Origin of the sequence: Streptomyces sp. NBC_00038, from assembly GCF_026343635.1 — a bacterium.
Lineage (GTDB): Bacteria > Actinomycetota > Actinomycetes > Streptomycetales > Streptomycetaceae > Streptomyces.
This window is the reverse complement of record NZ_JAPELQ010000001.1, coordinates 4012534-4035084: the sequence shown is the minus strand read 5'-3', so window position 1 is coordinate 4035084 and position 22551 is coordinate 4012534. Positions and strand designations below refer to the sequence as shown.

21 protein-coding genes and 1 tRNA gene are annotated in these 22551 nt (G+C 70.7%); 7 read left to right on the top strand and 15 right to left on the bottom strand.

Translation table 11 applies throughout. From position 1 onward, the window contains the following. Window positions 1-3 precede the first annotated feature (3 nt). Complete coding sequence (locus tag OG219_RS18260; protein WP_266827883.1) at window positions 4-1512, bottom strand: hypothetical protein; 1509 nt, start codon at window positions 1510-1512, stop codon at window positions 4-6. 300 nt (window positions 1513-1812) lie between these two features. Here OG219_RS18260 and OG219_RS18255 point away from each other — a divergent pair, with 300 nt between their 5' ends. Further along, window positions 1813-2268 carry a hypothetical protein gene (locus OG219_RS18255; RefSeq protein ID WP_266827881.1) on the top strand — a complete coding sequence of 152 codons (456 nt, stop codon included), beginning with the start codon at window positions 1813-1815 and terminating at the stop codon, window positions 2266-2268. 80 nt (window positions 2269-2348) lie between these two features. After that, the gene (locus OG219_RS18250) at window positions 2349-3269 is read left to right on the top strand and encodes a spermidine synthase (RefSeq protein ID WP_266827879.1); all 921 of its coding nucleotides are present in this window, start codon (window positions 2349-2351) and stop codon (window positions 3267-3269) included. Between the two features lie 21 nt (window positions 3270-3290). Here the strand turns inward: OG219_RS18250 and OG219_RS18245 are convergent, their stop codons facing one another. Then, window positions 3291-3812 (bottom strand): hypothetical protein, encoded by a 522-nt coding sequence (locus OG219_RS18245; protein WP_266827877.1) that lies wholly within the window; start codon window positions 3810-3812, stop codon window positions 3291-3293. Between the two features lie 190 nt (window positions 3813-4002). Between OG219_RS18245 and OG219_RS18240 the strand changes: the two genes are divergently transcribed. After that, the gene (locus tag OG219_RS18240; protein ID WP_266827875.1) at window positions 4003-4707 is read left to right on the top strand and encodes a response regulator transcription factor; all 705 of its coding nucleotides are present in this window, start codon (window positions 4003-4005) and stop codon (window positions 4705-4707) included. Window positions 4708-4735: 28 nt separating this feature from the next. Further along, the gene (locus tag OG219_RS18235) at window positions 4736-6112 is read left to right on the top strand and encodes a HAMP domain-containing sensor histidine kinase (RefSeq protein WP_266827873.1); all 1377 of its coding nucleotides are present in this window, start codon (window positions 4736-4738) and stop codon (window positions 6110-6112) included. A 113-nt stretch (window positions 6113-6225) separates the two neighbouring features. Here the strand turns inward: OG219_RS18235 and OG219_RS18230 are convergent, their stop codons facing one another. Further along, entirely contained in the window at window positions 6226-7419 is a 1194-nt protein-coding gene (locus OG219_RS18230) for an NAD(P)/FAD-dependent oxidoreductase (protein ID WP_266827871.1), read from the bottom strand. Window positions 7420-7436: 17 nt separating this feature from the next. Next, on the bottom strand, window positions 7437-8117 hold the full coding sequence (locus OG219_RS18225) for a TetR/AcrR family transcriptional regulator (protein WP_266827869.1): 681 nt from the start codon (window positions 8115-8117) through the stop codon (window positions 7437-7439). Window positions 8118-8350: 233 nt separating this feature from the next. Between OG219_RS18225 and OG219_RS18220 the strand changes: the two genes are divergently transcribed. Next, window positions 8351-9826: a cellulose binding domain-containing protein gene (locus OG219_RS18220; RefSeq protein ID WP_266827867.1), complete on the top strand. Its 1476-nt coding sequence runs from the start codon at window positions 8351-8353 to the stop codon at window positions 9824-9826. Window positions 9827-9935: 109 nt separating this feature from the next. On the opposite strand, the gene OG219_RS18215 is transcribed toward OG219_RS18220, so the two are convergent. From OG219_RS18215 to OG219_RS18195, 5 genes are all read right to left on the bottom strand, one after another. Further along, on the bottom strand, window positions 9936-11024 hold the full coding sequence (locus OG219_RS18215) for a hypothetical protein (RefSeq protein WP_266827865.1): 1089 nt from the start codon (window positions 11022-11024) through the stop codon (window positions 9936-9938). A gap of 205 nt (window positions 11025-11229) precedes the next feature. Beyond that, entirely contained in the window at window positions 11230-12657 is a 1428-nt protein-coding gene (locus OG219_RS18210; RefSeq protein WP_266827863.1) for a GH1 family beta-glucosidase, read from the bottom strand. A gap of 116 nt (window positions 12658-12773) precedes the next feature. After that, the gene (locus OG219_RS18205) at window positions 12774-13679 is read right to left on the bottom strand and encodes a carbohydrate ABC transporter permease (RefSeq protein WP_266827861.1); all 906 of its coding nucleotides are present in this window, start codon (window positions 13677-13679) and stop codon (window positions 12774-12776) included. Between the two features lie 23 nt (window positions 13680-13702). Next, window positions 13703-14719 carry a carbohydrate ABC transporter permease gene (locus OG219_RS18200; protein ID WP_266836135.1) on the bottom strand — a complete coding sequence of 339 codons (1017 nt, stop codon included), beginning with the start codon at window positions 14717-14719 and terminating at the stop codon, window positions 13703-13705. A gap of 5 nt (window positions 14720-14724) precedes the next feature. Beyond that, window positions 14725-16041, bottom strand: a complete 1317-nt coding sequence (locus tag OG219_RS18195) for an extracellular solute-binding protein (RefSeq protein ID WP_266827859.1) — start codon at window positions 16039-16041, stop codon at window positions 14725-14727. A 392-nt stretch (window positions 16042-16433) separates the two neighbouring features. On the opposite strand from OG219_RS18195, the gene OG219_RS18190 reads away from it, so the two are divergent. After that, a complete protein-coding gene (locus OG219_RS18190) occupies window positions 16434-17489 on the top strand; it encodes a LacI family DNA-binding transcriptional regulator (protein ID WP_266827857.1) in 1056 nt (351 codons plus the stop codon). A gap of 290 nt (window positions 17490-17779) precedes the next feature. Here the strand turns inward: OG219_RS18190 and OG219_RS18185 are convergent, their stop codons facing one another. Then, window positions 17780-18763 carry an alpha/beta fold hydrolase gene (locus tag OG219_RS18185; RefSeq protein WP_266827855.1) on the bottom strand — a complete coding sequence of 328 codons (984 nt, stop codon included), beginning with the start codon at window positions 18761-18763 and terminating at the stop codon, window positions 17780-17782. Window positions 18764-19005: 242 nt separating this feature from the next. Here OG219_RS18185 and OG219_RS18180 point away from each other — a divergent pair, with 242 nt between their 5' ends. Beyond that, window positions 19006-19569: an FxLYD domain-containing protein gene (locus OG219_RS18180; RefSeq protein ID WP_266827853.1), complete on the top strand. Its 564-nt coding sequence runs from the start codon at window positions 19006-19008 to the stop codon at window positions 19567-19569. Between the two features lie 15 nt (window positions 19570-19584). Here OG219_RS18180 and OG219_RS18175 read toward each other — a convergent pair whose 3' ends face one another. From OG219_RS18175 to orn, 5 genes are all read right to left on the bottom strand, one after another. Then, window positions 19585-20103 (bottom strand): GNAT family N-acetyltransferase, encoded by a 519-nt coding sequence (locus tag OG219_RS18175; RefSeq protein ID WP_266827851.1) that lies wholly within the window; start codon window positions 20101-20103, stop codon window positions 19585-19587. Window positions 20104-20344: 241 nt separating this feature from the next. Next, window positions 20345-20776 (bottom strand): hypothetical protein, encoded by a 432-nt coding sequence (locus tag OG219_RS18170; RefSeq protein ID WP_266827849.1) that lies wholly within the window; start codon window positions 20774-20776, stop codon window positions 20345-20347. Window positions 20777-20880: 104 nt separating this feature from the next. Further along, window positions 20881-21507, bottom strand: a complete 627-nt coding sequence (locus OG219_RS18165; RefSeq protein WP_266827847.1) for a PASTA domain-containing protein — start codon at window positions 21505-21507, stop codon at window positions 20881-20883. 193 nt (window positions 21508-21700) lie between these two features. After that, window positions 21701-21773, bottom strand: a tRNA-His gene (locus OG219_RS18160). Between the two features lie 116 nt (window positions 21774-21889). Continuing rightward, window positions 21890-22492, bottom strand: a complete 603-nt coding sequence (gene orn, locus OG219_RS18155; RefSeq protein WP_266461705.1) for an oligoribonuclease — start codon at window positions 22490-22492, stop codon at window positions 21890-21892. Window positions 22493-22551 lie beyond the last annotated feature (59 nt).

The following is a 22551-nucleotide window of genomic DNA, read 5'->3' as shown; positions in this document are numbered from 1 at the left end:
TCCTCACGCCGTGCGTGGCAGTGACGCGTGCCTGTCCAGGAACGCCGAGACTCCCGACGCCCTCCGGTGCGGCAGCAGTACCCGCGCGGTTCCCGCCAGCATGGTCTGGATGCGGGAGGACTGGACCTCGCCCAGCAGGTCGAGGACGCGCAGGCCCGCGAGGGCGGCCTCGTCGGGGCGGCCGCCGCGGGCGAGGTCGTCGGCGAGCTCGGCGGTGTAGAGGGCCAGGTTGCGGGTGAAGTGCGGGTCCTGGAGGGCCGCGGCGCGGCGTGCGTGGCGGGCCGCGCGGGGCCAGTCGCCCAGCGTCGACCAGCACTGCGCCTCCAGACCCTCCAGTTCGGCCTCTCCGTAGAAGGTCATCCACTCGGGGTCCGTCTCCGAAGGGCCCCGCTCGTAGAGGGCCTGCGCGCGGGCCAGCGCCTGCTCGCATCCCGCGCGGTCGGCGAGCCCCGCCCAGCCGCCCGCCTCGCGCAGCGCGAGCAGGGAGAGCAGCCGCGGGGAGCCCAGCGGGCGTGCGGCGCGCTGGGCCGCCTGCGCCGCGCGCACGGCTTCGCGCGGGCGGCCGGCGTCACGCGCGAGGAACGCCGTGTTGCAGAAGGCGTGCGCCTCCAGGCCCGGGTCACCGGACATCCGCGAGGTCGCGAGCGCCTCCGCGTAGTGCGACCGCGCGTCGTCGAAGCGCCCGGAGTCGTGCGCCAGCCACCCCACAGAGATGGCCAGTTCACCCGCCCCCGCGTACAGCCGGTCGGCGGTCGCCTGCCGGGTGGTGCCCGCGTCGAGCAGCGCGTACGCCGTCCGCAGCGGCGCCGCGGCCCGCCGGTAGAGGCCGTCGGCCCCGTGCCGGTCGTCGAGCAGCCGGATCTTGCGTACGGCCTCTTCGAGGGCGCCGGCCTCGGACGTTCCCGCCCGGTGGACACGCCGGTCCGCGGCTGCGGCGGGGGAGCCGAACGCGACCCCGAAGGGCACCATCGAGGCGGCCGCCACAGTGGCGGTGCCTCCGGTCATGAATGCGCGACGCTGCACGTCGCTCTCCTCGTGGTTCTGTTCGTGGTTCTCGTACGGATCGTGCGGGTCGTACGAGTGGCACGGATCGTGCGGGTCATGCGGGTCGTACGGGTTTTCCTGCGCTTCATACGTCTCGTACGCCCCCTCCGTCTCATGCGAGGCGTGCGAAGGGCTCGCGGTGTGTGGAGGGGGCGCTTCGTCCGTGTCGCGCGCCCCGCGCCCGCGTACCGATGAGCGGGGCGCGAAGCCCAGGTCGGTGAGCGTGCGGCCGGGGAACATGTGCAGGAACACCCGCTCGTACGCGTAGTTGGGACAGCGGATCTCGCCCGCCTCCACGCGCCCGATGTAGCGCGCGTCGCAGCTGACCCGCTCGCCGATCTCACGCGCGGCCCGCCGCACCGCCGCGGCGAACTCGCCCGGCGAACGCTGTGCGCGCAGCCGCCGGAAGGCGAGGTTCGGCCGCGATGGCCTGGGGGGCAGGGACGAGGTCACCGTTGACGACGCCATGGTGGGGCCCTCTCTTGCGAACCGTCGAACCGTGCCGGATTCAAGGCGAGTTACCCGGGTTGTGCCCGATGGGTGCCATGCGTCCGGCGGGGCAAGAACGTACCCGCTGTGACGGTGCCCGTACGCTGGGTTTGGCTACAAACCGGATATCTCATCCACGATCTGCCATGAACTGCCATCCTTTGCGGCGGTGTTGTGCCGTAGCCGTTGACGCGATGGTGCGTTGAACCCTGTGGACCGGGAGCCACCCGAACTCCCGACCCACTCGTCAGGAGGAGGGGTTCCGTGTTGGAGGCCGGGATGGAGACCAGGCAGAGCGCAGAGTTCCGTACGTCGCTGTCGACCGCGCAGCACCGGCCGTCGCCGGAGTGCAGTGTCTCGCCGGAGTGCGGTGCCCCACCGGAGCCGGTCGCCGACTGCGATCTGGTGACGGTGCCGACGCGGCAGGGCCTGGAGGCGGTCGACATCCTCCGCCGCGGCTCCGGCGACGCCGTCGGACCCGTGCTTCACGACGACGGCTGCGACACCCTCGGCTTCCTGGTGCCGCCAGGCACCGCGGACGCCTGGGACGTGCCGGGAAGCACCTGTACGCACACCAACGGAGCGGGCCTCAGGCTGGCCCCCGAGCCCCCGGTCGAGGGCTCGGACTGGCTGCTTCCGCCCGGCGACGCGGACCTCGCGACCGACCCGGCGGTGCTACGGGCGGCCCTCGGCGAGGCGGCGCGGCTCATCGAGGCCGCGGACAACTGCCGCTGAGCCGCCCCGAAGGCCGCCGGTGAATCCGTCCAGGAATCCGCCGCTGAGCCGACCCGCCCGTACGCCCCGATAATGGCGGGATGGCAAGGGCGAGGAACAAGCGGTCCGACGACGGGCGCGACGCGGGACGTGACGCCGGGCGCGGTGCACGGCGCGGGCAGGCGGCCGCCGCAGAGGCCGTCGTCGAGGCGGTCGACGGCGGGCTCGCCGAGCTGATGCCCGACCGGGACCGGGCGCGCGCCTGGACCCTGCTGATCGACGGCGCCCCGCAGTCGCACGTCGACCTGGACGACCCCGCCTATCTGAACTTCGAGTACCAGCGCCGCCTCGGCCACGTCATCGACCTCGTCGCCCCGCCCGGCAAACCCGTACACGCCGTACACCTCGGCGGCGGCGCCCTCACCCTCGCCCGCTACACCGCCGCGACCCGCCCCCGCTCCACCCAGCAGGTCGTCGAACGCGACGCGACCCTCGTCCAACTGGTCCGCCGCGAACTGCCCTTGGACCCCGGCGCCCGTATCCGGGTGCGTTCCATGGACGCCCGCGAAGGCCTCGCGAAGGTGCCGGACGGCTGGGCGGACCTGGTGATCGCGGATGTGTTCAGCGGGGCACGCACTCCGGCGCACCTCACCTCGGTCGAGTTCCTCACCGACGTCCGCAGGGCCGTCAAACCGGACGGCCTGTACGCCGCCAACCTCGCCGACGGGCCGCCGCTCGCGCATCTGCGCGGCCAGATCGCCACCGCCGCGGCCGTCTTCCCCGAACTGGCGCTGATCGCCGACCCGACGGTGCTGCGCGGCAAACGCTTCGGAAACGCCGTCCTCGTGGGCTCCGCCAGGCCCCTCCCGCTGGCCGAGCTGACCCGCCGAGCGGCCTCGGACCCGCACCCCGGACGGGTCGAACACGGCAAGGAACTAGCCGACTTCACCGGGGGAGCGGCACCGGTCACGGACGCGGCGGCGGTGGCGTCACCGGCGCCACCACCCTCGGTGTTCCGCTGAGCCGCCGTCCCGGACCAGCGCTCAGTACGTCCCGATCTGCACCCGAGGCGCGCTGTCGTGCCATGTGCAGAACACCGACACCCGGTCCGCGCCCGAGGCGTACTCCACCCGGATCCAGGTCTCCGTCTTCCACACCTGCATCGACCAGCCCGAGGCCGGGGTCGCCGAGACGAGCGTCGCGGACGTCTTGCCGAGGGCGAAGACCGCCCGGCCGCCTTCGGTGTCGTAGCTCTTGACCTGGCCGGACGAGGCGCCGGACGAGCTCGGAGAGGGGCTGGCACCGGGAGTCTTCGAGGGCGTCGAGCTCGGCTCGGGGCTCTCCGGCGCCTTGCTCGACGGGCTCTCCGACGGCTTGGCCCGCTCGGTCGAGGAGGCGAGCGCCTTCGCCTCCTGCGTCGTGGCGTCGCCCGCCGTGATGGGCAGGGCGCGCGGCGGGTCGTAGGCCGTCCCCGCCATCACGGTGTGGACACCCCACCACGACAGCGTGACCGCCGCGCCCGTGGCGAGCGACCAAGCGAGTACGTGTACGAGTCCTCTGCGCATCGCGGCCATACTGCCTCACGACCGCCCCACGCGTCCCACGGGTGTCGCAGGCTTTGCGCACACCGGGTTGTTCGGTCTGTTGTGGAGTCGGGTGGTCGAGTCGGGTCGTCCACAACCACCTCGTACGGACTCGTACCGAGTTATCCACAGGCACCGGAGCGGCTCGCCCGGATGGCGTACGGTCCTGCCCATGGCAAGTGTGCTCGTGGTCGAGGACGACCAGTTCGTACGCTCAGCCCTCATCCGGCATCTGACCGATGCCGCGCACACCGTGCGCAGCGTCGGCACCGCCCTTGAGGCGCTGCGCGAGGTCGCGCATTTCTCCTTCGACGTCGTGATCCTCGACCTCGGTCTGCCCGATCTGGACGGGGCCGAGGCGCTGAAGATGCTGCGCGGAATCACCGACGTCCCGGTGATCATCGCCACCGCGCGCGACGACGAGACCGAGATCGTCCGCTTGTTGAACGACGGCGCGGACGACTATCTGACCAAGCCGTTCTCGGTCGAGCACCTGTCGGCGCGGATGGCGGCCGTCCTGCGCCGCGCCCGGGTGCCCGCGGGGGACGCGCCTCCGTCCACGGTCATCAGGGTCGGCGGGCTCGCCATCGACCCGCTGCGCCGCCAGGCCGAGCTGGACGGCGTACGGCTGGATCTCACGCGGCGCGAGTTCGACCTGCTCGCCTTCCTGGCCGGGCGGCCCGGTGTCGTCGTGGCGCGCAAGGAGCTGCTCGCCGAGGTGTGGCAGCAGTCGTACGGGGACGATCAGACCATTGACGTCCATCTGTCCTGGCTGCGGCGGAAGTTGGGTGAGACGGCGGCGCGGCCGCGCTATCTGCACACCCTGCGGGGTGTCGGCGTGAAGCTGGAACCGCCGAGGGCGGAGCCGCCGCTATGAGGTGGGCACGGGGCGAGGGGTGGGCGTCATGAGGTGGGCGCTGGTCAAGGTGTGTGTGGCGGTGACCACGATGGTCGTTGTTGCTTTCGCGGTGCCGCTCGGGCTTGTCATCAAGGAGATGGCCAGGGACCGGGCGTTCTCGAACGCCGAGCGGGAGGCCGCCGCGATCGCGCCCGCGCTCTCCATCACCACCGACCGGGACCAGTTGGAGCGGGTCGTCGCGTCCGCGGGTTCGGACCAGGGCATGGCCGTGCACATACCGGCCGCCGACGGCGCGGCCGCGGTCGAGATCGGCAAGGAGCGCGCCGCCGCCGAGGACATCGCCACGATCCGGAAGCTGGGCCGCGCCTCCACCACGGAGGTCCCCGGCGGCTCCACCCTGCTCCAGCCAGTCGCGCTGAGCTCGGGCGAGATCGCGGTCGTCGAGGTGTACGTCCCCGAGTCCGAGGTCAGCAACGGCATCGGCACGGCCTGGGCGGTGCTCGCCGCGGTCGGCGTCGCGCTCATCATCGGCTCGGTCGCGGTGGCCGACCGGCTGGGCGTGCGGATGGTGCAGCCCGCGCAGCGACTGGTCGAGGGCGCGCACGAGTTGGGGGAGGGCAAGCTGGGGGCGCGGGTGCCCGAGGAGGGACCGACCGAGCTGCGCCTCGCGGCGGTCGCGTTCAACTCGATGGCCGATCAGGTCGTACAACTGCTCGCGAACGAACGGGAGTTGGCGGCCGATCTCTCCCACCGCCTGCGCACACCGCTGACCGTGCTGCGGCTCAACACGGCCTCGCTCGGTGACGGGCCGGCCGCCGAGCAGACCCGGGCGGCCGTCGCGCAGTTGGAGCGCGAGGTCGACACGATCATCCGGACGGCCCGCGAGGCGAAGCCGCAGACGGCGGCGATCGCCGCCGTCGCCGGGTGCGACGCGTCCGAGGTCGTGCGCGAGCGGATGGACTTCTGGTCGGCGCTCGCGGAGGACGAGGGGCGCAAGGTGCGGGTCGCGGGCGTGGACCGGCCGGTACGAATACCGGTCGCCCGCGCCGACCTGGTGGCCTCCCTCGACGCGCTGCTCGGCAATGTCTTCCGGCACACCCCGGAGGGCACCGCCTTCGCGGTCGACGTGCACAACGGCGAGGACGCCGTGATCGTGCTGGTGTCGGACGCGGGTCCCGGGATCGTGGACGCGGAGGCGGCGATGGCGCGTGGCCGCGGGTCCGGGAGCGACGGCTCGACAGGGCTCGGCCTGGACATCGTGCGACGGCTCGCGGAGTCGACGGGCGGGGATGTGCGGATCGGGTCGTCGGTGCTCGGGGGGACGGAGGTGCGGATCTGGATCCAGCTGGACGGGCGGGCGCCCGTTCGGCGGGGGCACCGGGGGTCCGTACGGCGTCGGCGGCGCGGTGTGGGTGTGGGCTGACGCCTGTCTGCGTCGACCGATCGCGTGGGCCTGGGCTGACGCCTGTCCGAACCGACCGGGCAGGTCTGGGTCGACACCCGTCTGCGCCGACCGGGCGGTCAGTCCGCGGGCGGTCAGTCCGACTGCGTCTCCGCCTGGCCCTCTGCCCGGGCTTCCGCCTCCGCCTGGAAGCCGGCGAACATGTCGAGCATCCCCTGAGGGGCGTCGTCGCGGAAGCAGACGACGAGACTCTCGGCGGACTCTGCAGCGGCGGCCTCGCTGCGCGGGAACAGTGCCTGCTCGTAGGCGGCGAGCGCGGCCTCGGTGTCGCCGGGGTGCGCCGCGAGGGCGGTGCCCAGTTCGGCTCCGTCGAGCATGGCGAGGTTGGCGCCCTCGCCGGCGAACGGTGACATCAGGTGGGCGGCGTCGCCGAGCAGGGTGACGCCGGGGACGCGGTCCCAGCGGTGGCCGACGGGCAGGGTGTGGATCCGGCGGGGGACCAGCGGGCCGTCGGCGTCGGCGAGCAGCGCCCGCAGGCTCCTGTCCCAGTCGGGGAAGTGATCGAGAACGGTCGCCTTGGCCAGGTCGGTGTCGGTGAAGTCGATGCCGTCGAGCCACTCCTCGGGGGCCTTGATCGCGGTGTAGACGTGCAGGCTGCCGTCGGTCTCGCGGTGGGCGAGGAAACCCTTGTCCGCGCCGAGGGCCAAGAGCATGCCGCCGCCGACGACGGCCGCGCTGTCGGGGTGGCGGGCGTCGGCGTCGGGCAGGTCCGCCTCGACGAAGGACAGGCCGGAGTAGGCGGGAGTGGCGGAGGAGACCAGCGGACGGATCCGGGACCAGGCTCCGTCGGCGCCGATCAGCAGGTCGGTGGTGAGGACGGAGCCGTCGGCGAGGGTCACCTCGTGCCGGCCGTCGCCGAGCGGGCGGGCGCCGGTGGCCTTCGCACCCCAGCGGACGGTGCCCTCGGGCAGCGAGCCGAGCAGCAGGTCGCGCAGTTGGCCGCGCTCGACCTCGGGGCGGCCGCCGTCGCCGCCGTCGTCCTGCTTCAAACGGATGACGGCGTGCTTGTCGAGGATGCGCATGGCCTCGCCGCCGGGGTGGATGAGCGTACGGAACTCCTCATGGAGGGCGGCGGCGCGCAGGGCGGCCTGTCCGGACTCCTCGTGGATGTCGAGCATGCCGCCCTGGGTGCGGGCCGCCGGGGAGGCGTCGAGGTCGTAGACGGCGGCTTCGATGCCGTTGACGTGCAGGACCCGGGCGAGGGTGAGGCCGCCGAGCCCGGCGCCGATGACGGTTACGGGGTGGTGAGTGGGCGTGGTGGTGGTCATGATCGTGCTCCTTGGGTTCAGGCGGGCGTGGGGGTGTGCAGGATGCCGTTGATCAGCATCTGGAAACCCCAGGTCATACGTGCTTTCGGGGTGCCTGACAGGAGTTCGTCGGCGAGCGAGGCGATGTGCGGGTGGGTGTCGCCGGAAGCGCTGTGAAGGGCGTGGGTGAGGGCGTCCCAGTCGTCCTGGGCTCTGGCGGCCCGGTCCTGGACGGCGTGCTCGGCCGTGGTCGCGGTGGCGACCTGCAGCAGCAGGTCCACGCCCCAGGCCGCCTGTCCGGGCGGCACGCCGCCCTCGTCCAGCAGGGCCAGCAGCCTTTCGACGAGGTTCAGGTAGTGCTCTCCGCTGGGGCGGGCCACCAGAGCGGACTGGGCCAGGCCCCGGTGCTCGAAGAGCACCCCGGTGTACGAGCTGAGGACCTGCTCCAGGCGCTCGCGCCAGTCGCCCTCGTCGGCCGGGGGCGACTCGACGGTTCCCAGGAGCTCGTCCAGGACGGCCGCGTGCAGCTCCGCGGTGTTGCGGACGTACACGTACAGCGAGGCCGGGCCGGTGTCCAGCTCCTGCGCCAGCCGCCGCATGGTGACCTTCTGCAGGCCTTCGGCGCGCATGATCCCGACGGCGGTGGCGACGATGCCGTCCCGTGTCAGGGCCGGTTTGGCCGGGCGTTCCCGGCGGCTGGGTGGTGTATCGGGTGCCATACGTCGAGCATAACGAACATGTTCGTCACGAACAAGTTCCTAACGAACGTGTTCGTTGACGCTCCGGCGCTCAGCCCTCGAATTGGTCTCGACCTTTAACCGTCCCCGATGTCTCCCTTAAGCGCACCCTAAGATCGCCAACAGCCGTCCGGATGGGGAGTTTTGCCCGATTCCGGATCGCTAGCGTGCTGCCGCACCCCCACCCCCGTGAACCGCGAAGGCAGGCACACGCGATGAGCAGTACGCACCGGCGCAAGATCAGCGGCAGGAACAAGGCGATAGGCGGCCTCCTCGCCGCGGCCCTGGTCGGCGGTGGCGCCGTCCTGCTCTCCGGGACCGCGCAGGCGGCCGGCGTCGGAGCCGCGTACACCAAGACCAGTGACTGGTCGACCGGCTACACCGCGCAGTACGTCATCACCAACGACAGCGGCCAGGCGAAGGGGGACTGGACGCTGGAGTTCGACCTGCCCTCCGGCGCCACGCTCAGCTCACTGTGGAACGGCGAGTCGACGGTGAGCGGGCAGCACGTCACCGTGCAGCCGCCGTCCTGGGACAAGGACGGCCTCGCGGCCGGTGAGTCCGTCACCGTCGGGTTCGTCGTGAACGGTTCCGCGGACCCGACGGGCTGTCTCATCGACAGTGCCAACTGCTCGGTGGACAGCGGCGCGACCCCGGAGCCGAGCGGCCGCCCGACGGAGACGGCGACCCCGACCCCGACCGTGACCGCGACACCCACGCAGAGCGCCACCCCCACCCAGAGCGCGACCCCGACGGCGACCCCCACCCCCTCCGAGACCTCCGGCAGCGGCACCACCACCAGCGCCGGCTTCGCGCCCTACGTCGACACCTCCCTCTACCCCGCCTTCGACCTGCTCGCCGCAGCCACGGCCACCGGCGTGAAGGACTACAACCTCGCCTTCATCACGGACGGCGGCGGCTGCACACCCAAGTGGGGCGGCGTGACCGAGCTCGCCAGTGACGGGGTGGCCTCGCAGATCGGTGCCCTGCGGGCGAAGGGCGGCGATGTCCGCGTCTCCTTCGGCGGGGCGTCCGGCTCGGAACTGGCGACCACGTGCTCTTCTGCGGACGCGCTGGCGACGGCGTACGGCAAGGTCGTGGACGCGTTCGACCTCACGAAGGCCGACTTCGACGTGGAGGGCGGCGCGTTGCCCGACACGGCCGCCAACACCCGCCGCGCTCAGGCCATCGCGAAGCTCCAGCAGCAACACCCGTCGCTGGACGTGTCGTTCACGCTCCCGGTGATGCCCGAGGGCCTCACCCAGGACGGCGTGAACCTCCTGTCCAACGCCAAGTCGAACGGCGTCTCCATCAACACCGTCAACATCATGGCGATGGACTACGGCCCCGCGTACAGCGGTGACATGGGCACGTACGCCGAGCAGGCCGCGACCGCGACACAGGCCCAGGTCAAGAGCGTCCTCGGGCTCTCCGACAGTGCCGCCTGGAAGGCCGTCGCCGTCACCCCGATGATCGGCGTCAACGACGTGACGACGGAGATCTTCAAGGTCGAGGACGCCACCCAGCTGGTCGCCTTCGCCAAGTCGAAGGGCCTCGGCTGGCTCTCGATGTGGTCCGCCACCCGCGACAAGCAGTGCGCGGGCGGTGCGAAGAACTTCGCCGACGCGACGTGCAGCTCGATCGTCCAGGACGCGAACGCCTTCTCGCAGGCCTTCGCCGCCAACAACTAGCCCCCGATTCGCCAACCGACCATCTCCGCACGGGGGCTGCGCGCCCCGGCCGGGTCCTTCCCCCCACCACCCGGCCGGGGCGCGCGGCGCGTTCCCGGGCACCATGTGCCTACGCGATGGACGGATCCGTCTCGTCCTGCTGAGTCCACGCCACATCGGACAGGACCGCCCGCGTCGCCCCGTCGCCGCCCCCGCGCAGCGCCCCCGTCACGGCCGAGCCCACCGCGAGCGCGCACAGGAACCACGCCGCCGCAGTGGGCACGTCGTCGCCGAGAAGGAGTACGGGGAGGGCGAGGAGGGTCCCGAGCAACGCCCCGCCGAGCAAGGGGAGATGAACCGGTGCGCGGAACTTGGCGGTCGACGGTACGCGGCGCGCGGTGCAGTCGGGCGATGTCGTACGGAGGTCCTTGACCAGGTAGGCGCGGACCTCGTCCGGATCCGTGAGGCCCAGCAGCGCCTCGCCGCCGTCCGCGACGAACGCCGTGGGCAGCTCGTCGTCGATCAGCTTCCAGCGCTTGGGCAGGTACAGCCACCCTTCCTGGCCGCCGAACCGTACGGCCGCCCGCGCCACGTCCTCGCGCGGCGCGGCCAACCTGATCTCGCGTGCGCCCTCCCGCAGGACGATCCAGTGCCAGTACGAGACATCCACCGCGCCGGGCTTGTCGCCCCGCTCACTGAACCGCATCCGCACGGGCTCGCCGGCCCGCACCCGCACCGCGTACACCTCGCCCTGTTCCGCGTCCTCGGCCAGCACCTTCAGCTTCTGCAGCCGCTGCTTCATGGTCGTCGCCTTGCGGGCGAAGAGCATCGCCTTCACCGTCACCACGACCAGGAGCAGCCCCACAAGGCCGAGGAACACTCCTCCGCCGCCGGGCCCCTGCGCGAGCCGGTGCGCCGAGTAGGGCGTCAGGGCCAGGAGAAGAAAGCCGATGACCGTGCCCAAGTCCCGCTTGGGCAGCGGGAGTCGACGAGGCAGCGAGTCACTCGGCTCCGGTGTCGGCGCCGGTCCGAGCGCCGGCGCCGTACGGCACGCCAACGCCCAGCCGGCCACGGCGACGGCCGCAAGACCGAGCGCCGCGAGGATGTCGGTGCGCGGGGCCGGTGCGTCGTACCGCACGAAGACCAGTGCCAGGGCGACGGCGACGCAGGCGAGTGCCGAGCCCCCGAGTACGCGGGTGGTGATGGTGGAACGTCTCACGGTGCTTCCCCCCAGGGAGCGGTTCGTCGGCGGCGCACAGGCGTGGCGCCGCCGACGAACTGGACCTGTGATCGCGGGGGTTGGTTGTACTCGGCTTCCTGTGAATCAGGGGCCTGACCAGCCAGCGGGCCTGTGCTCGACAGCGCGATCAAAGCCCAAGGGGCGCGGCACTCCCCTCACCGTGCCGCGCCCCGCCCCTCTCCCCCTACTCGGTGGCCACCCCCGGTAGTACCCCCGTACGCGCCGCTTCCCCATACCACCGGGCACTCGATTTCGGCGTACGTTCCAGGGTCGCGTAGTCCACATACACCGCGCCGAAGCGCTTCCCGTAGCCGTACGCCCACTCGAAGTTGTCCATCAGGGACCAGAGGTAGTAGCCGCGGACGTCCGCGCCGTCGGTGATGGCGCGGCGTACGGCGGCGAGGTGGCCGTGGAGGTACGCGATCCGCTCGGGGTCGTGGACCCGGCCGTCGGGGTCCGGCTTGTCGTCGTACGCGGCGCCGTTCTCGGTGATGTAGATCGGCAGGCCGGGGGCCTCGCGGACATAGCGCATGATCAGGTCGTGCAGGCCCGTCGGGTCGATCGTCCAGCCCATCTCCGTACGCTCGCCCGGGGTCTGGTGGAAGGCGACGTCGTCCGCGCCCGGCCACGGGGAGTGCGAGCTCGCGCCGTGGCCGTCCGCTCGCGGGCCGTCCGTCACGGTCTCCGCCGCCGAAACCAGCGCCGGTGTGTAGTAGTTGAGGCCGAGTGCGTCCAAGGGCTGTTTGATCAGCGCGAGATCGCCGTCCAGGACGTACGACCAGTCGGTGACCGACGCCGTCGCCGCGAACAGGCCCTCCGGGTAGGTTCCGTGCAGCATCGGGCCATGGAAGACCCCGTTGGCGAGGTCGTCGATGCGCCGCGCCGCCGACAGGTCGGCCGGGTCCTGCGAAACCGGCCTGACGACCGAGGAGTTGAGGCTCACCGCGACCGAGTTGCGGGCGGGCATCGCGGCGCGCAGGGCCGAAGTGCCCAGGCCGTGCGCCAGGTTCAGATGGTGCGCCGCACGCAGCGACGCCGCCGGGTCGGTGCGGCCGGGCGCGTGCACCCCGGAGCCGTACCCCAGAAAGGCGCTGCACCAGGGCTCGTTGAGGGTGATCCACTGCTCGACGCGGTCGCCCAGCGCCTCGCCCATTATCTGCGCGTACTCGGCGAAACGCAGCGCGGTGTCGCGCTCGGGCCAGCCGCCCGCGTCCTCCAGCTCCTGGGGGAGGTCCCAGTGGTAGAGGGTGAGGGCCGGTTTGATGCCGTGCGCGAGCAGCTCGTCGACCAGCCGGCGGTAGAAGTCCAGGCCGCGCTGGACCGCGGGACCGCGGCCGGTCGGCTGCACCCGGGACCAGGAGACCGAGAAGCGGTACGCGGTCAGGCCGAGGTCCGCCATCAGGGCCACGTCGTCGCGGTAGCGGTGGTAGTGGTCGACGGCCACGTCACCGGTTTCGCCGCCCGCCGTCCTGCCCGGCGTATGGCTGAAGGTGTCCCAGATCGAGGGCGTGCGGCCGTCCTCCCGTACCGCCCCTTCGATCTGGTACGCGGAGGTCGCCGCGCCCCAGAGGAAGGCGGGAGGGAAGGTCACGGGCGTCACAGGCTCAGGCATGGAAGCGCTCCCATAGGAGGTCGTGGAGGCCGACGATAAGAGGGGGAGGGGACAGGGGGGAGAGGAAGGGCGGTGAAGGGGGCCGAGGCGGCGGTGGCTCGGCCCCCACACGGGCGTCAGCCCTTCACGGCGCCCTGCATGATGCCGCCCACGATCTGCTTGCCGAAGATCGCGAAGACGAGCAGCAGCGGGAGCGTGCCGAGCAGCGCGCCCGCCATGATCAGGGACTGGTCGGGGGTGAAGCCGCGGCCGAGGCCCGCGACCGCGACCTGCACGGTCGGGTTGCCCATCTGGGTCAGCACGAGGAACGGCCACAGGAAGTCGTTCCAGGTCTGCACGAAGACGAGCATGCCGAGCACGGCCATCGCGGGGCGCGCCGCCGGGAACACCACGTGCCAGATCACCCGCCAGCTGTTCGCGCCGTCCACCCGGGCCGCCTCGATCAGCTCGTTCGGCAGCGCCTGGATCAGGTACTGCCGCATGAAGAAGACACCGAAGGCGCTCACCAGGGACGGGAAGATCACTGCCTGGAGCTGGTCGGACCAGTCGAGCTTGGCGACCATCATGTACAGCGGGATCACGCTGAGTTGGGGCGGAATCATCATGGTGCCGATGATGATCAGCATCATGGCGTTACGGCCCCTGAAGCGCAGCTTGGCGAAGGCGAACCCGGCGACCGTGGACATCACGACGACGGTGACCGCCGAAATCCCGGCCACGATCGTGGTGTTGAGCATCGCCTCGCCCAGGTTGGCGTCCTTCCAGGCGAGTTCGAGCTTGTCGAACAGGCCCGAGCCGAACCAGAACGGCGGCGGTGTCTGCGCCAGCCGGTTGTTGTCGCGCGAGGCGGCGATCGCCGTCCACACCAGCGGGAAGAGCGAGCCGATGGTGAACAGGACGAGCACGGCGTACGCGATCGGACCGCCGTGCAACTGCCCGCCCGCACGGGCCGACTTGGGGCGCCGGGCACGCTTGGGCGGTTCCTTCACGGGGTCGGACGGGGGCGTCAGGGTCGTCGTCACGGCCGGTACTCCTTTCTGCTGGCTCAGCTACTGGCGCGCAGCCGGCGCGAGATGACGTAGTTGACGATCCCGATCACGATGAGGATCAAGAACATGGTCCAGGCGATGGCGGAGGCCCGGCCCAGGTGCTGGTTCACCCAGCCCTGCTCGTACAGATAGAGGCCGAGCGTCTGGAACTGGTGCTGGGCGCCGCCGGACGCGCCCTTGTTGGCGTCGAAGAGGAGCGGTTCGCCGAACACCTGGCTGGCGCCGATCGTCGAGACGACGACGGTGAACAGGATCGTCGGGCGCAGCGACGGCAACGTGACGTGCAGGAACTGCTTCCAGCGCGAGGCCCCGTCGAGGGCCGCCGACTCGTACAGGTCCTGCGGGATGGCCTGCATCGCCGCCAGATAGATCAGCGCGTTGTAGCCGGTCCAGCGCCAGATGATGATCGACGAAACGGCTATCTGCGAGGGCCACTTGTCGTTCTGCCAGTCGATGTTGTCGATCCCGACGGCGTTCAGAACCCAGTTGATCATGCCGTAGTCACGGCCGAAGAGCAGCACGAACACGAGCGAGGCCGCGGCGATCGACGTGGCGTACGGCGCGAGCATCGCGACCCGGTAGAAGGTCGAGCCGCGCAGCTTGTAGTTGAGGATGTGGGCGAGACCCATCGCCATCATCAGCTGCGGGACGGTGGAGATGATCCCGATGGTCAGGGTGTTCTTCGCCGCGTTCCAGAAGAAGTCGTCGTCGAAGATCCGGGTGTAGTTGCGCAGGCCCACCCAGTCCATGTCGGTGGGCGCCGTCAGCTCCACCGCGTGCAGCGAGGCCCAGCCGGTGTAGATCAGCGGGAAGAGGCCGAAGGCGAGGAAGAGCAGGAAGAACGGGGAGACGAAGGCGTACGGGCTCCAGCGCATGTCCCGCTGCCATCGGCGGGAGAGCCGGGCGCGGCGGCGAACGTCCGTCTCCGCGGGCGTACTTGACGGGGCCCGGTCGGCCGGGGCCGCGCCCCCCTCCTTCTCGGGGGGCGCGGCGGTGTCGTGCCGGGGGGACATACCGGTCACTTCTCCAGGTTGTTGTCGATGGTCTTCACGGCGTTGTTCCAGGCTTCTTCGGGAGACTTGCCCTGGGTCACGAGAACCACGCCGTTGTCGGTCAGCCCCTGCTGGATGATCTGGTCCTTCGGGCCGATCGTCTGGACCGGGATGTTCTTGGCGGCCTCGGCGAAGATCGTGCCGATCGGCGCCGTACCGGTCATGTCGTTCTTCGCGCTCGTCACCGCGGTCGAGTCGTACGCCGCCGGAGTGCTCGGGAAGCTGCCCTGCACGCCGAACAGCTTGGCCTGCTGCTCGGGCGCGGTCAGCCAGGCGGCCAGCTTCGCGGCTTCTTCGGTGTTCTTGCCGGACTTGGGCACGGTCAGGAAGGAGCCGCCCCAGTTGCCGGACACGGGCGACTGGGCGACGTCCCACTTTCCGGCCGCTTCGGGCTTCGACTTGCCCTTGATGTAACCGAGCATCCACGGCGGGCAGGACATCGCCGCGAACTTGCTGTTGGCGATCGTCGTGTCCCAGGCGGGCTGGAACTGCGTCTGGTTGCCGATCAGTCCGTCCTCGGCGGCCTGCGCGGTGAGGTCGAACGCGGACTTCACGGCCGGGTTCGTCTTGTAGATGACCTCGCCGGCCGAGTCGTAGAACCGCTCGGTCTCACTGCTGAGGATCGCCTGCAGCAGACCGCCGGGTGAGTCCAGGAAGGTGGTGCCCTTGGCCTTCGCCTGGTACTGCTTGCCGACGTCGACGAACTTGTCCCAGCTGCCGGCCCACAGTTTGCCGACTTCCTCGCGGTCGGTGGGCAGACCGGCCGCCTTGAACAGGTCTGTGCGGTAGCAGATGGCCATCGGACCGATGTCGGTGCCGACCCCGATCGTCTGCCCGTCCTTGGTGGTGGCCTGCTTCCACTTCCAGTCGAGGTAGTCGCTCTCCTTGCCGTACTTCGACAGGTCGAGCAGCTTGGACGCCTGGGTTTCGACGATCTCGGCGATGTTGCCGACTTCGACCATCTGGATGTCCTGGAGGCCGCTGTTGGTGGTGAGGTGGTTGACGAGCGCCGGGTAGTAGTTCTCGTTGCGCTCCACCACGGTCTGCTGGATGTCGATGTCCGGGTGGAGCTTCTCGTACTCCTTGTACAGGCCGGACTCCTCGAAGCCTGCGGTGCCGAAGAGGCCGAGCGTGATCTTGGTCTTGCCCGTGCCGCCGCCTTCCGACGACGAACCGGAGCTGTCGTCGCCGTCGTCGGCACAGCCGGCCAGCAGCCCGGTGCCCAGCGACGCGATCGTCGCGAGGACCACCACCCTGCGGGCGGTTCGGGTACGTGCTCGCATTGCGTCCTCCTGTTGCCCTGACGTGCCGACCCCCCGGCCAACTGCATTGTTGGGCCCGTTAGTTCACGCTGCGGCTCGGGCGGGGAACGTGCGGGATGTGTATGTGTCAGGTACCGTGGGAGCGCTCCCACAAGTGATGTGTTGAAGAGTCGTCGGTTCGCGCGGGGGTGTCAAGGGAGCGGACGCGGAGAGATGCCTTCAGTTATCGGGCTGTTAGCTAACTGCGAGAGGCGGTACGAAATCGGCTGAGGGCGGCGGGATTTCGGTCCGCCGCGGGGCCCCGGGTGCGGCCTCCGGCAGGGACGGCGCCCGGGCCGGGCTCGGGTTCATGAACAGGGCTGTTAGATTCCAGGCCAGTCGCGGAGTGATCCGCGGTGTGACGGGAGGCGACCATGGCAGGCCACGGAGCGCGGGGCCGGAGCGGCGGGCGGCCGACCCTTGAGGAGGTCGCCGCGCGGGCCGGAGTGGGCCGCGGGACGGTGTCCCGGGTGATCAACGGCTCCCCCCGGGTCAGTGACGCGACCCGTGCCGCCGTCGAGGCCGCGGTCGCCGAACTCGGCTATGTCCCGAACACGGCGGCCCGCGCGCTCGCCGCCAACCGTACCGATGCGATCGCTCTCGTCGTCCCCGAGCCCGAGACCCGCTTCTTCGCGGAACCGTACTTCTCGGACATGCTGCGGGGGGTTGGTGCGGCGCTGTCCGACACCGAGATGCAGCTGCTGCTGATCTTCGCGGGCAGCGACCGTGAGCGTCAGCGGCTGGCCCAGTATCTGGCGGCGCACCGGGTGGACGGCGTCCTGCTGGTCTCGGTCCACGCGGACGACCCGCTCCCCGATCTCCTCTCCCAGCTGGAGATCCCGGCGGTGATCAGCGGCCGCCGCTCGGCGGGCGAGACACTGCCGTCCGTGGACTCCGACAACTACGGCGGAGGCCGCGCGGCCGTCGAGCACCTGATCGCCCAGGGCCGCCGCACCATAGTCCACCTGGCGGGCCGCCTCGACGTCTTCGGCGCCCAGCGCCGCGTCGACGGCTACCGCGAGGGCCTGCGCGAGGCGGGCCGGGAGGTCGACGACCGGCTGATCGTCCCCGGCGACTTCACCGAGGAGGGCGGCCGCCGCGCGATGACGGAACTCCTGGACCGCTGCCCGTCCCTCGATGCGGTCTTCGCCGGCTCCGACGTGATGGCGGCCGGCGCCCGCCAGGTCCTGCGCGAGGCGGGCCGCCGTATACCCGACGACGTGGCCCTCGTCGGCTACGACGACTCCGCGATCGCCCGCCACATGGACCCCCCGCTGACGAGCGTGCGCCAGCCGATAGAGCTGATGGGCCGCGCGATGATCGACCTCCTCCTGGACGAGATCGCGGACCGCCGTCCGGCGGTGTCGCGCGGCCTGGAGAGACGGCAGGTCGTGCTGCCGACGGAGCTGGTGGCGCGGGCGTCCTCGTGAGCGGCCCCTGCTACCGATACCAGTGGCCGTCACTGCTGGTGAGAGCCCTGCCGGGATAGTCCCGCAGATCCCGGGCGGCCCGGCGCCGGCTGTCGTCCTCGTGATCCCGTACGAAGATGTCGGCGCGCGGGGAGTCCGGACGAACGCGAACCCGTCGCTGCCCACGATGCCGTCGGTCTCCCGCAGCGGTTCGGCCGGTCCGGACGGCAGCCGGCACCCGAGCTGCCGCTCGGCACATGCACCGGACTGGTGAACTCCGCAGCCCAGGGCCCGTCTTGCGGGGCGGACAGTCAGGCCGGCAGGGACGCGAGCCAGGCGGTCAGCAGCCGGTTGGTCTCCTCCGGGCGTTCCTGCTGGACCCAGTGGCCGCAGCCGTCGAGGATGTGCGAGGCCGCCAGACCGGGCAGGGTGACGGGGAACGCCTTGATGGCGTCGGCCATCCAGGTGGTGGAGGCGTCCAGACCGCCGCCGATGAACAGCGAGGGCTGAGCGACGGGTGCGCCGTCGAAGCCGGCCAGATCCTCCCAGTCCCGGTCCATGTTCCGGTAGCGGTTGAGCGCCCCGCTCATCCCGGTCCGCTCGAACTCCCCGGCGTAGACATCGAGTTCGCGCTCGCCGAGCCAGTCCGGGAGCCGTCCGGCGGGAAACCGTTCGCGCAGCGTCCCGCCGGGGCTCAGGAAGTGCGGGTCGGGTGCGCCGGGCGCGGGCATGGTCCCGGCGGACAGAGCGGCGTAGAAACCGGCCAGCCAGCCCCGGACGTCGGGCTCGATCTCCCGCTCCGCCCGCCCGGGCTCCTGGAAGTAGGAGACGTAGAACTCCTCGTCCCCGCCCATCTGTGCGAAGACCTCGCTGGGCCTGGGGCCGCCGGGCGGGGCGTAGGGCACGCTCAGCAGCCCGACCGCGCGGAACACCTCGGGCCGGACCAGCCCCGAGACGGCGGCGATCGTTGCACCCCAGTCGTGCCCGACGACCACGGCTGTCTCCTCGCCCAGTGCCCGCACCACGGCGACGTTGTCCTCCACCAGGTCGAGCATCCGGTACGCGCTCACCGCCTCGGGCCTGGAGGAGCGCCCGTAACCGCGGACATCGATGGCGGCCACCCGGTAGCCGGCCGCGGCCAGCACCGGCAGCTGGTGGCGCCACGAGTACCAGGACTCGGGAAAACCGTGCAGGAGCAGGACCAGCGGCCCGGTGCCCTCCTCCACCAGGTGGATCCGTCCGGCGGGCGAAGACACCAGACGGTGCGTGCGCTCTGCTGCGCGGGTCTGCGGCATGGTTTCCTCCGGGTCACTCAGCCTCTACCTGCTACCGACGGCCGCACCGGCGCAACACACCGGACAACGGCACACAGCCGATCCTGCGGCGCCCGACCCGACCGACACGAAGCCTGTTGCCGGTTCGGCAACAGCGCCGGGGGCGACCGCCCCGGAGGTGCGCAGTCGGACACCCGGGCGCACGCTGGACAGTGACCGTCGACCCCTCTCATCCAGTCTCATCCAGCAGACCTGGGGGCCTCATGTCGTACGCATCTCCGGGGCCGGGTGACCAGCAGGGACAGGGTGGGCAGGGGTGGGGTCAGCAGCAGCCGACGGGTGCGGGGTGGGGTGCTCCGCCGCCCCCGCGGCCACCGAAGAGGAGCACCGGGAAGATCGTCGGCTTCGGCTGCCTCGGTGTCCTCCTGCTGTTCGTGGTGCTCGGCGTGATCGGCGGCCTCGTGGTCGGCAACGGGGACGACTCGTCGAAGGACAGCGGGGCGGTTGTCGATGCGTCGACGGCGAAGGCGACCCCCAAGAAGACCTCCGGCCCTGAAGGGGACGTGAAGATCACGAAGTGCGAGGTGGACTCCACGACGTCCTGGCCGGCCGCCGAGCTGCTGATCACGAACCGCAGCTCGAAGGAGTCGACCTATTTCGTCAACGTCGAGTTCGTGGACAACTCGGGGAAGCGGCTGGGCGAGGCGTCCGCAGGGACGAGCAACTTGGCGCCGGGGCAGAAGGCGGAGGAGACGGCGCAGGGCTTGAACGAGATCTCGGTGAAGATCGAGTGCAAGGTGACCGATGTGACGCGGTGGGCGTCATAGGCCGGGACCGGGTCGTCAGGGGCGATTCATCGGTAGTTCCCACCGGACTTCGCCGTCCTGGTACCGGTCGGTCGGCGTGAGCCCGGCCGCTGCGGCGACGGCCGCGGAGGCCCGGTGGCCGGGGTGGATGTGGGCGATGACGGTACGGATACGAGGTTCCTGCGAGAGCCACCCGACGAGCCCCTCGGCGGCCTCCACGGCGATGCCCCGTCCTTGCCAGGGCGTACCCAGAACCCAGGCGATCTCCGCGACCTCCCCGGTGACCGTCGCCTGGACCGTCCCCACCAGGCATGCGCCCTCGCGGAGCTGGATCACCCAGTTCCACCATGTGACCGCGGGGTCCGGGGAGCCCACGACGAGGCGCTCGTAGCGCAAACGCAGGTCGGCGGGGGTGGCGGGAGCACCGCCGATGAAAGTGTGGAGCGCTGGATCGGACAGGACCTGGGCCATCTCCTCGGCGTGCTCGACGCGCAGGGGGAGGAGGTTCAGGCGGGTGGTGCGGATGGTCTCGGCGGACACGCGGGGCTCGGACATCGGGGGAAGCCTATGGGGTCCCCCAGAGCCTGATACCGAGCCATCACCACACGCCGGCAGTCGTGCAGACCAGGTCGCGGCCCCTGGGACCCGTCCCAGAGGTCCCCCGCAACTGACGGTTGCACCAGTGCAGTTCGAGGCATTCGCGGCTGGCGCCGGGCCCGCTCAGCGCGAGCCGGCCACGTCCGCGCACGCGCGTGGCGGCCCGATTTTGCCAGTCGACGCCGGCCGGGTCGACCCTTCAGGGACGGGTCGGTGGCTCGGGCCATGGGTGTCCGTCGGGTGACGCCGTCGCCGGTCGGCCTGCCTGTACGAAATCGCTGTACTCGTCCTGCGACATGGTCTCGTTGACCCAACGTCCTCGATCCGCTCCCGTACGGACTTCGGCGAGGTCCAGAGCGCTCAAGGGGTCGTCGGCCTTGCTGATCAGGAGGCCGAACTCCGCCTTCTCGTCATCGGGGTCGAGGGGCGGGAACTCGACCAGATCCATGAACGACTCGTGGCCGACGTCCTCGACGGTGTGAAGGTAGATTTCGTAGCCCTCTGCCACCGGCCTGATCTCGACATACCGGATGCCGGGTCGGTCGGGTGAACCGGCGGGACCGAGGAACTGCTCAACGGAGCGACCTCGCCGCAGGGCCCCGAGAGCGAGGCGTTCTGCCAAGTAGCGCACGCGGGAAGGCTACGGGTAAGGGCGGGTGGTCGGACACGGTCACCTCCTGATGTGGGAAGGCCCGGCCGCTCATTGGGCGCGACCGGGCGGTCGGCGGGTGTCGATCAGCAGGATTCTTCGAACTTCACCGCGTTGAGCGTCACGGGCTGTCCGTCGAGCGCGGTCCCCGCGGCGGGTTCTTGGGAGCAGACCTGCCAGTTCGACTCCATGAGGACGAAGCGGTCCTGGCCGGAGACGTCGTTGACGGTGATGCTCGTGCCGCTGTCGAGGCTCTGTCGTGCGGCTTTGACGGAATCGCCCTTGAAATCGGGCATGGTCGAGCCCGCCGCCTGCGGCTCACCCGTGTCCTTTGCGGGGCAGTCCTCTTCGAGCTTGACCGTGGCGAAGTCGACCTTTGTGTTCGTGGGGTGCTCGCCGGCCTCCGGGGTCTGCGAGCAGACCTTCCAGTTGCGGTCCAAGGCCTGCATGCGACCGCGGCCAAGGGCATCGTGCGAGGTGAGCCTGTAGAACCCGGCGGCTTGGGCTTGGTCCTGGGCGGACTGGAGGCCCTTGCCATCCATGTCGGGGAGCTGCGCCGTCTCGGTGCTGCTGTTGCTGCTGCCGTTGGTTTCGGTCTCCCCGGTGGCGGTGGGCGGGGCCTTGTCGCTGCTCTTGGTGGTGTTGGGGTCGCAGGCGACGAGGGCGAGCAGGCTTGCGGTGATGAGCGTGGCGCTGGTGATGCGGGTGAGCATGGTCCCCCCTGGGATGTTCCAGTGCTGAGGGAGCATCATGCGCCTCGTGGATATCCGGTGAAGGTGGAGTGGGGCTCCAGTGACACGAATGAGTGTCCGTCCGGGAGCCCGGCGGCTCCACCGGCCGTGTTTCCAGCAACAGAAAACGATCAAGGCCCGACCCGCTTTCGCGGGTCGGGCCTTGATCAATCAGGGTGAGTGACGGGACTTGAACCCGCGGCATCCTGGACCACAACCAGGTGCTCTACCAGCTGAGCTACACCCACCATGTCCGGTCTGGGTTTCTCCGACCGGCCGAGAAAAAGTGTACAGGGTCCGAAGGGGTGCTCGCGCACCGCTTTTTCGGGGGCCCATCAGGGCCCCGTCAAAGGCGTGTCCGGTGCTATTCGGTGGGCAGGACGTGCTTCGCGGCGATGGTGCGGGCGGTCTCCGAGTCGGGGCCCGGCTGCGGGACGAAGATCGCCTCGCGGTAGTAGCGGAGTTCGGCGATGGACTCGCGGATGTCGGCGAGGGCGCGGTGGTTGCCGTTCTTGTCCGGGCTGTTGAAGTACGCCCGGGGGTACCAGCGGCGGGCCAGCTCCTTGATGGAGGAGACGTCCACGATGCGGTAGTGGAGGTACTCCTCCAGGGTCGACATGTCGCGGAGGAGGAAACCCCGGTCCGTGCCCACCGAGTTTCCGCACAGCGGGGCCTTGCCCGGCTCCTTGACGTGCTCGCGTACGTAGGCGAGGACCTGCGCCTCGGCGTCCGCCAGGGTCGTCCCCTCGGCCAGCTCGGAGAGGAGGCCGGACTTCGTGTGCATCGTGCGCACCACGTCCGGCATCGTCTCCAGCGCCGCGTCCGGCGGGCGGATCACGATGTCCACCCCGTCACCGAGTACGTTCAGCTCAGAGTCGGTGACCAGCGCGGCCACCTCGATGAGCGCGTCATCCGACAGCGAGAGGCCGGTCATCTCGCAGTCGATCCACACCATGCGATCGTTCATGTGCCTCACCCTACGGCCCACTACGCCCAGGTGAACCGCCCGTGCGTGCGGCCGGGCGG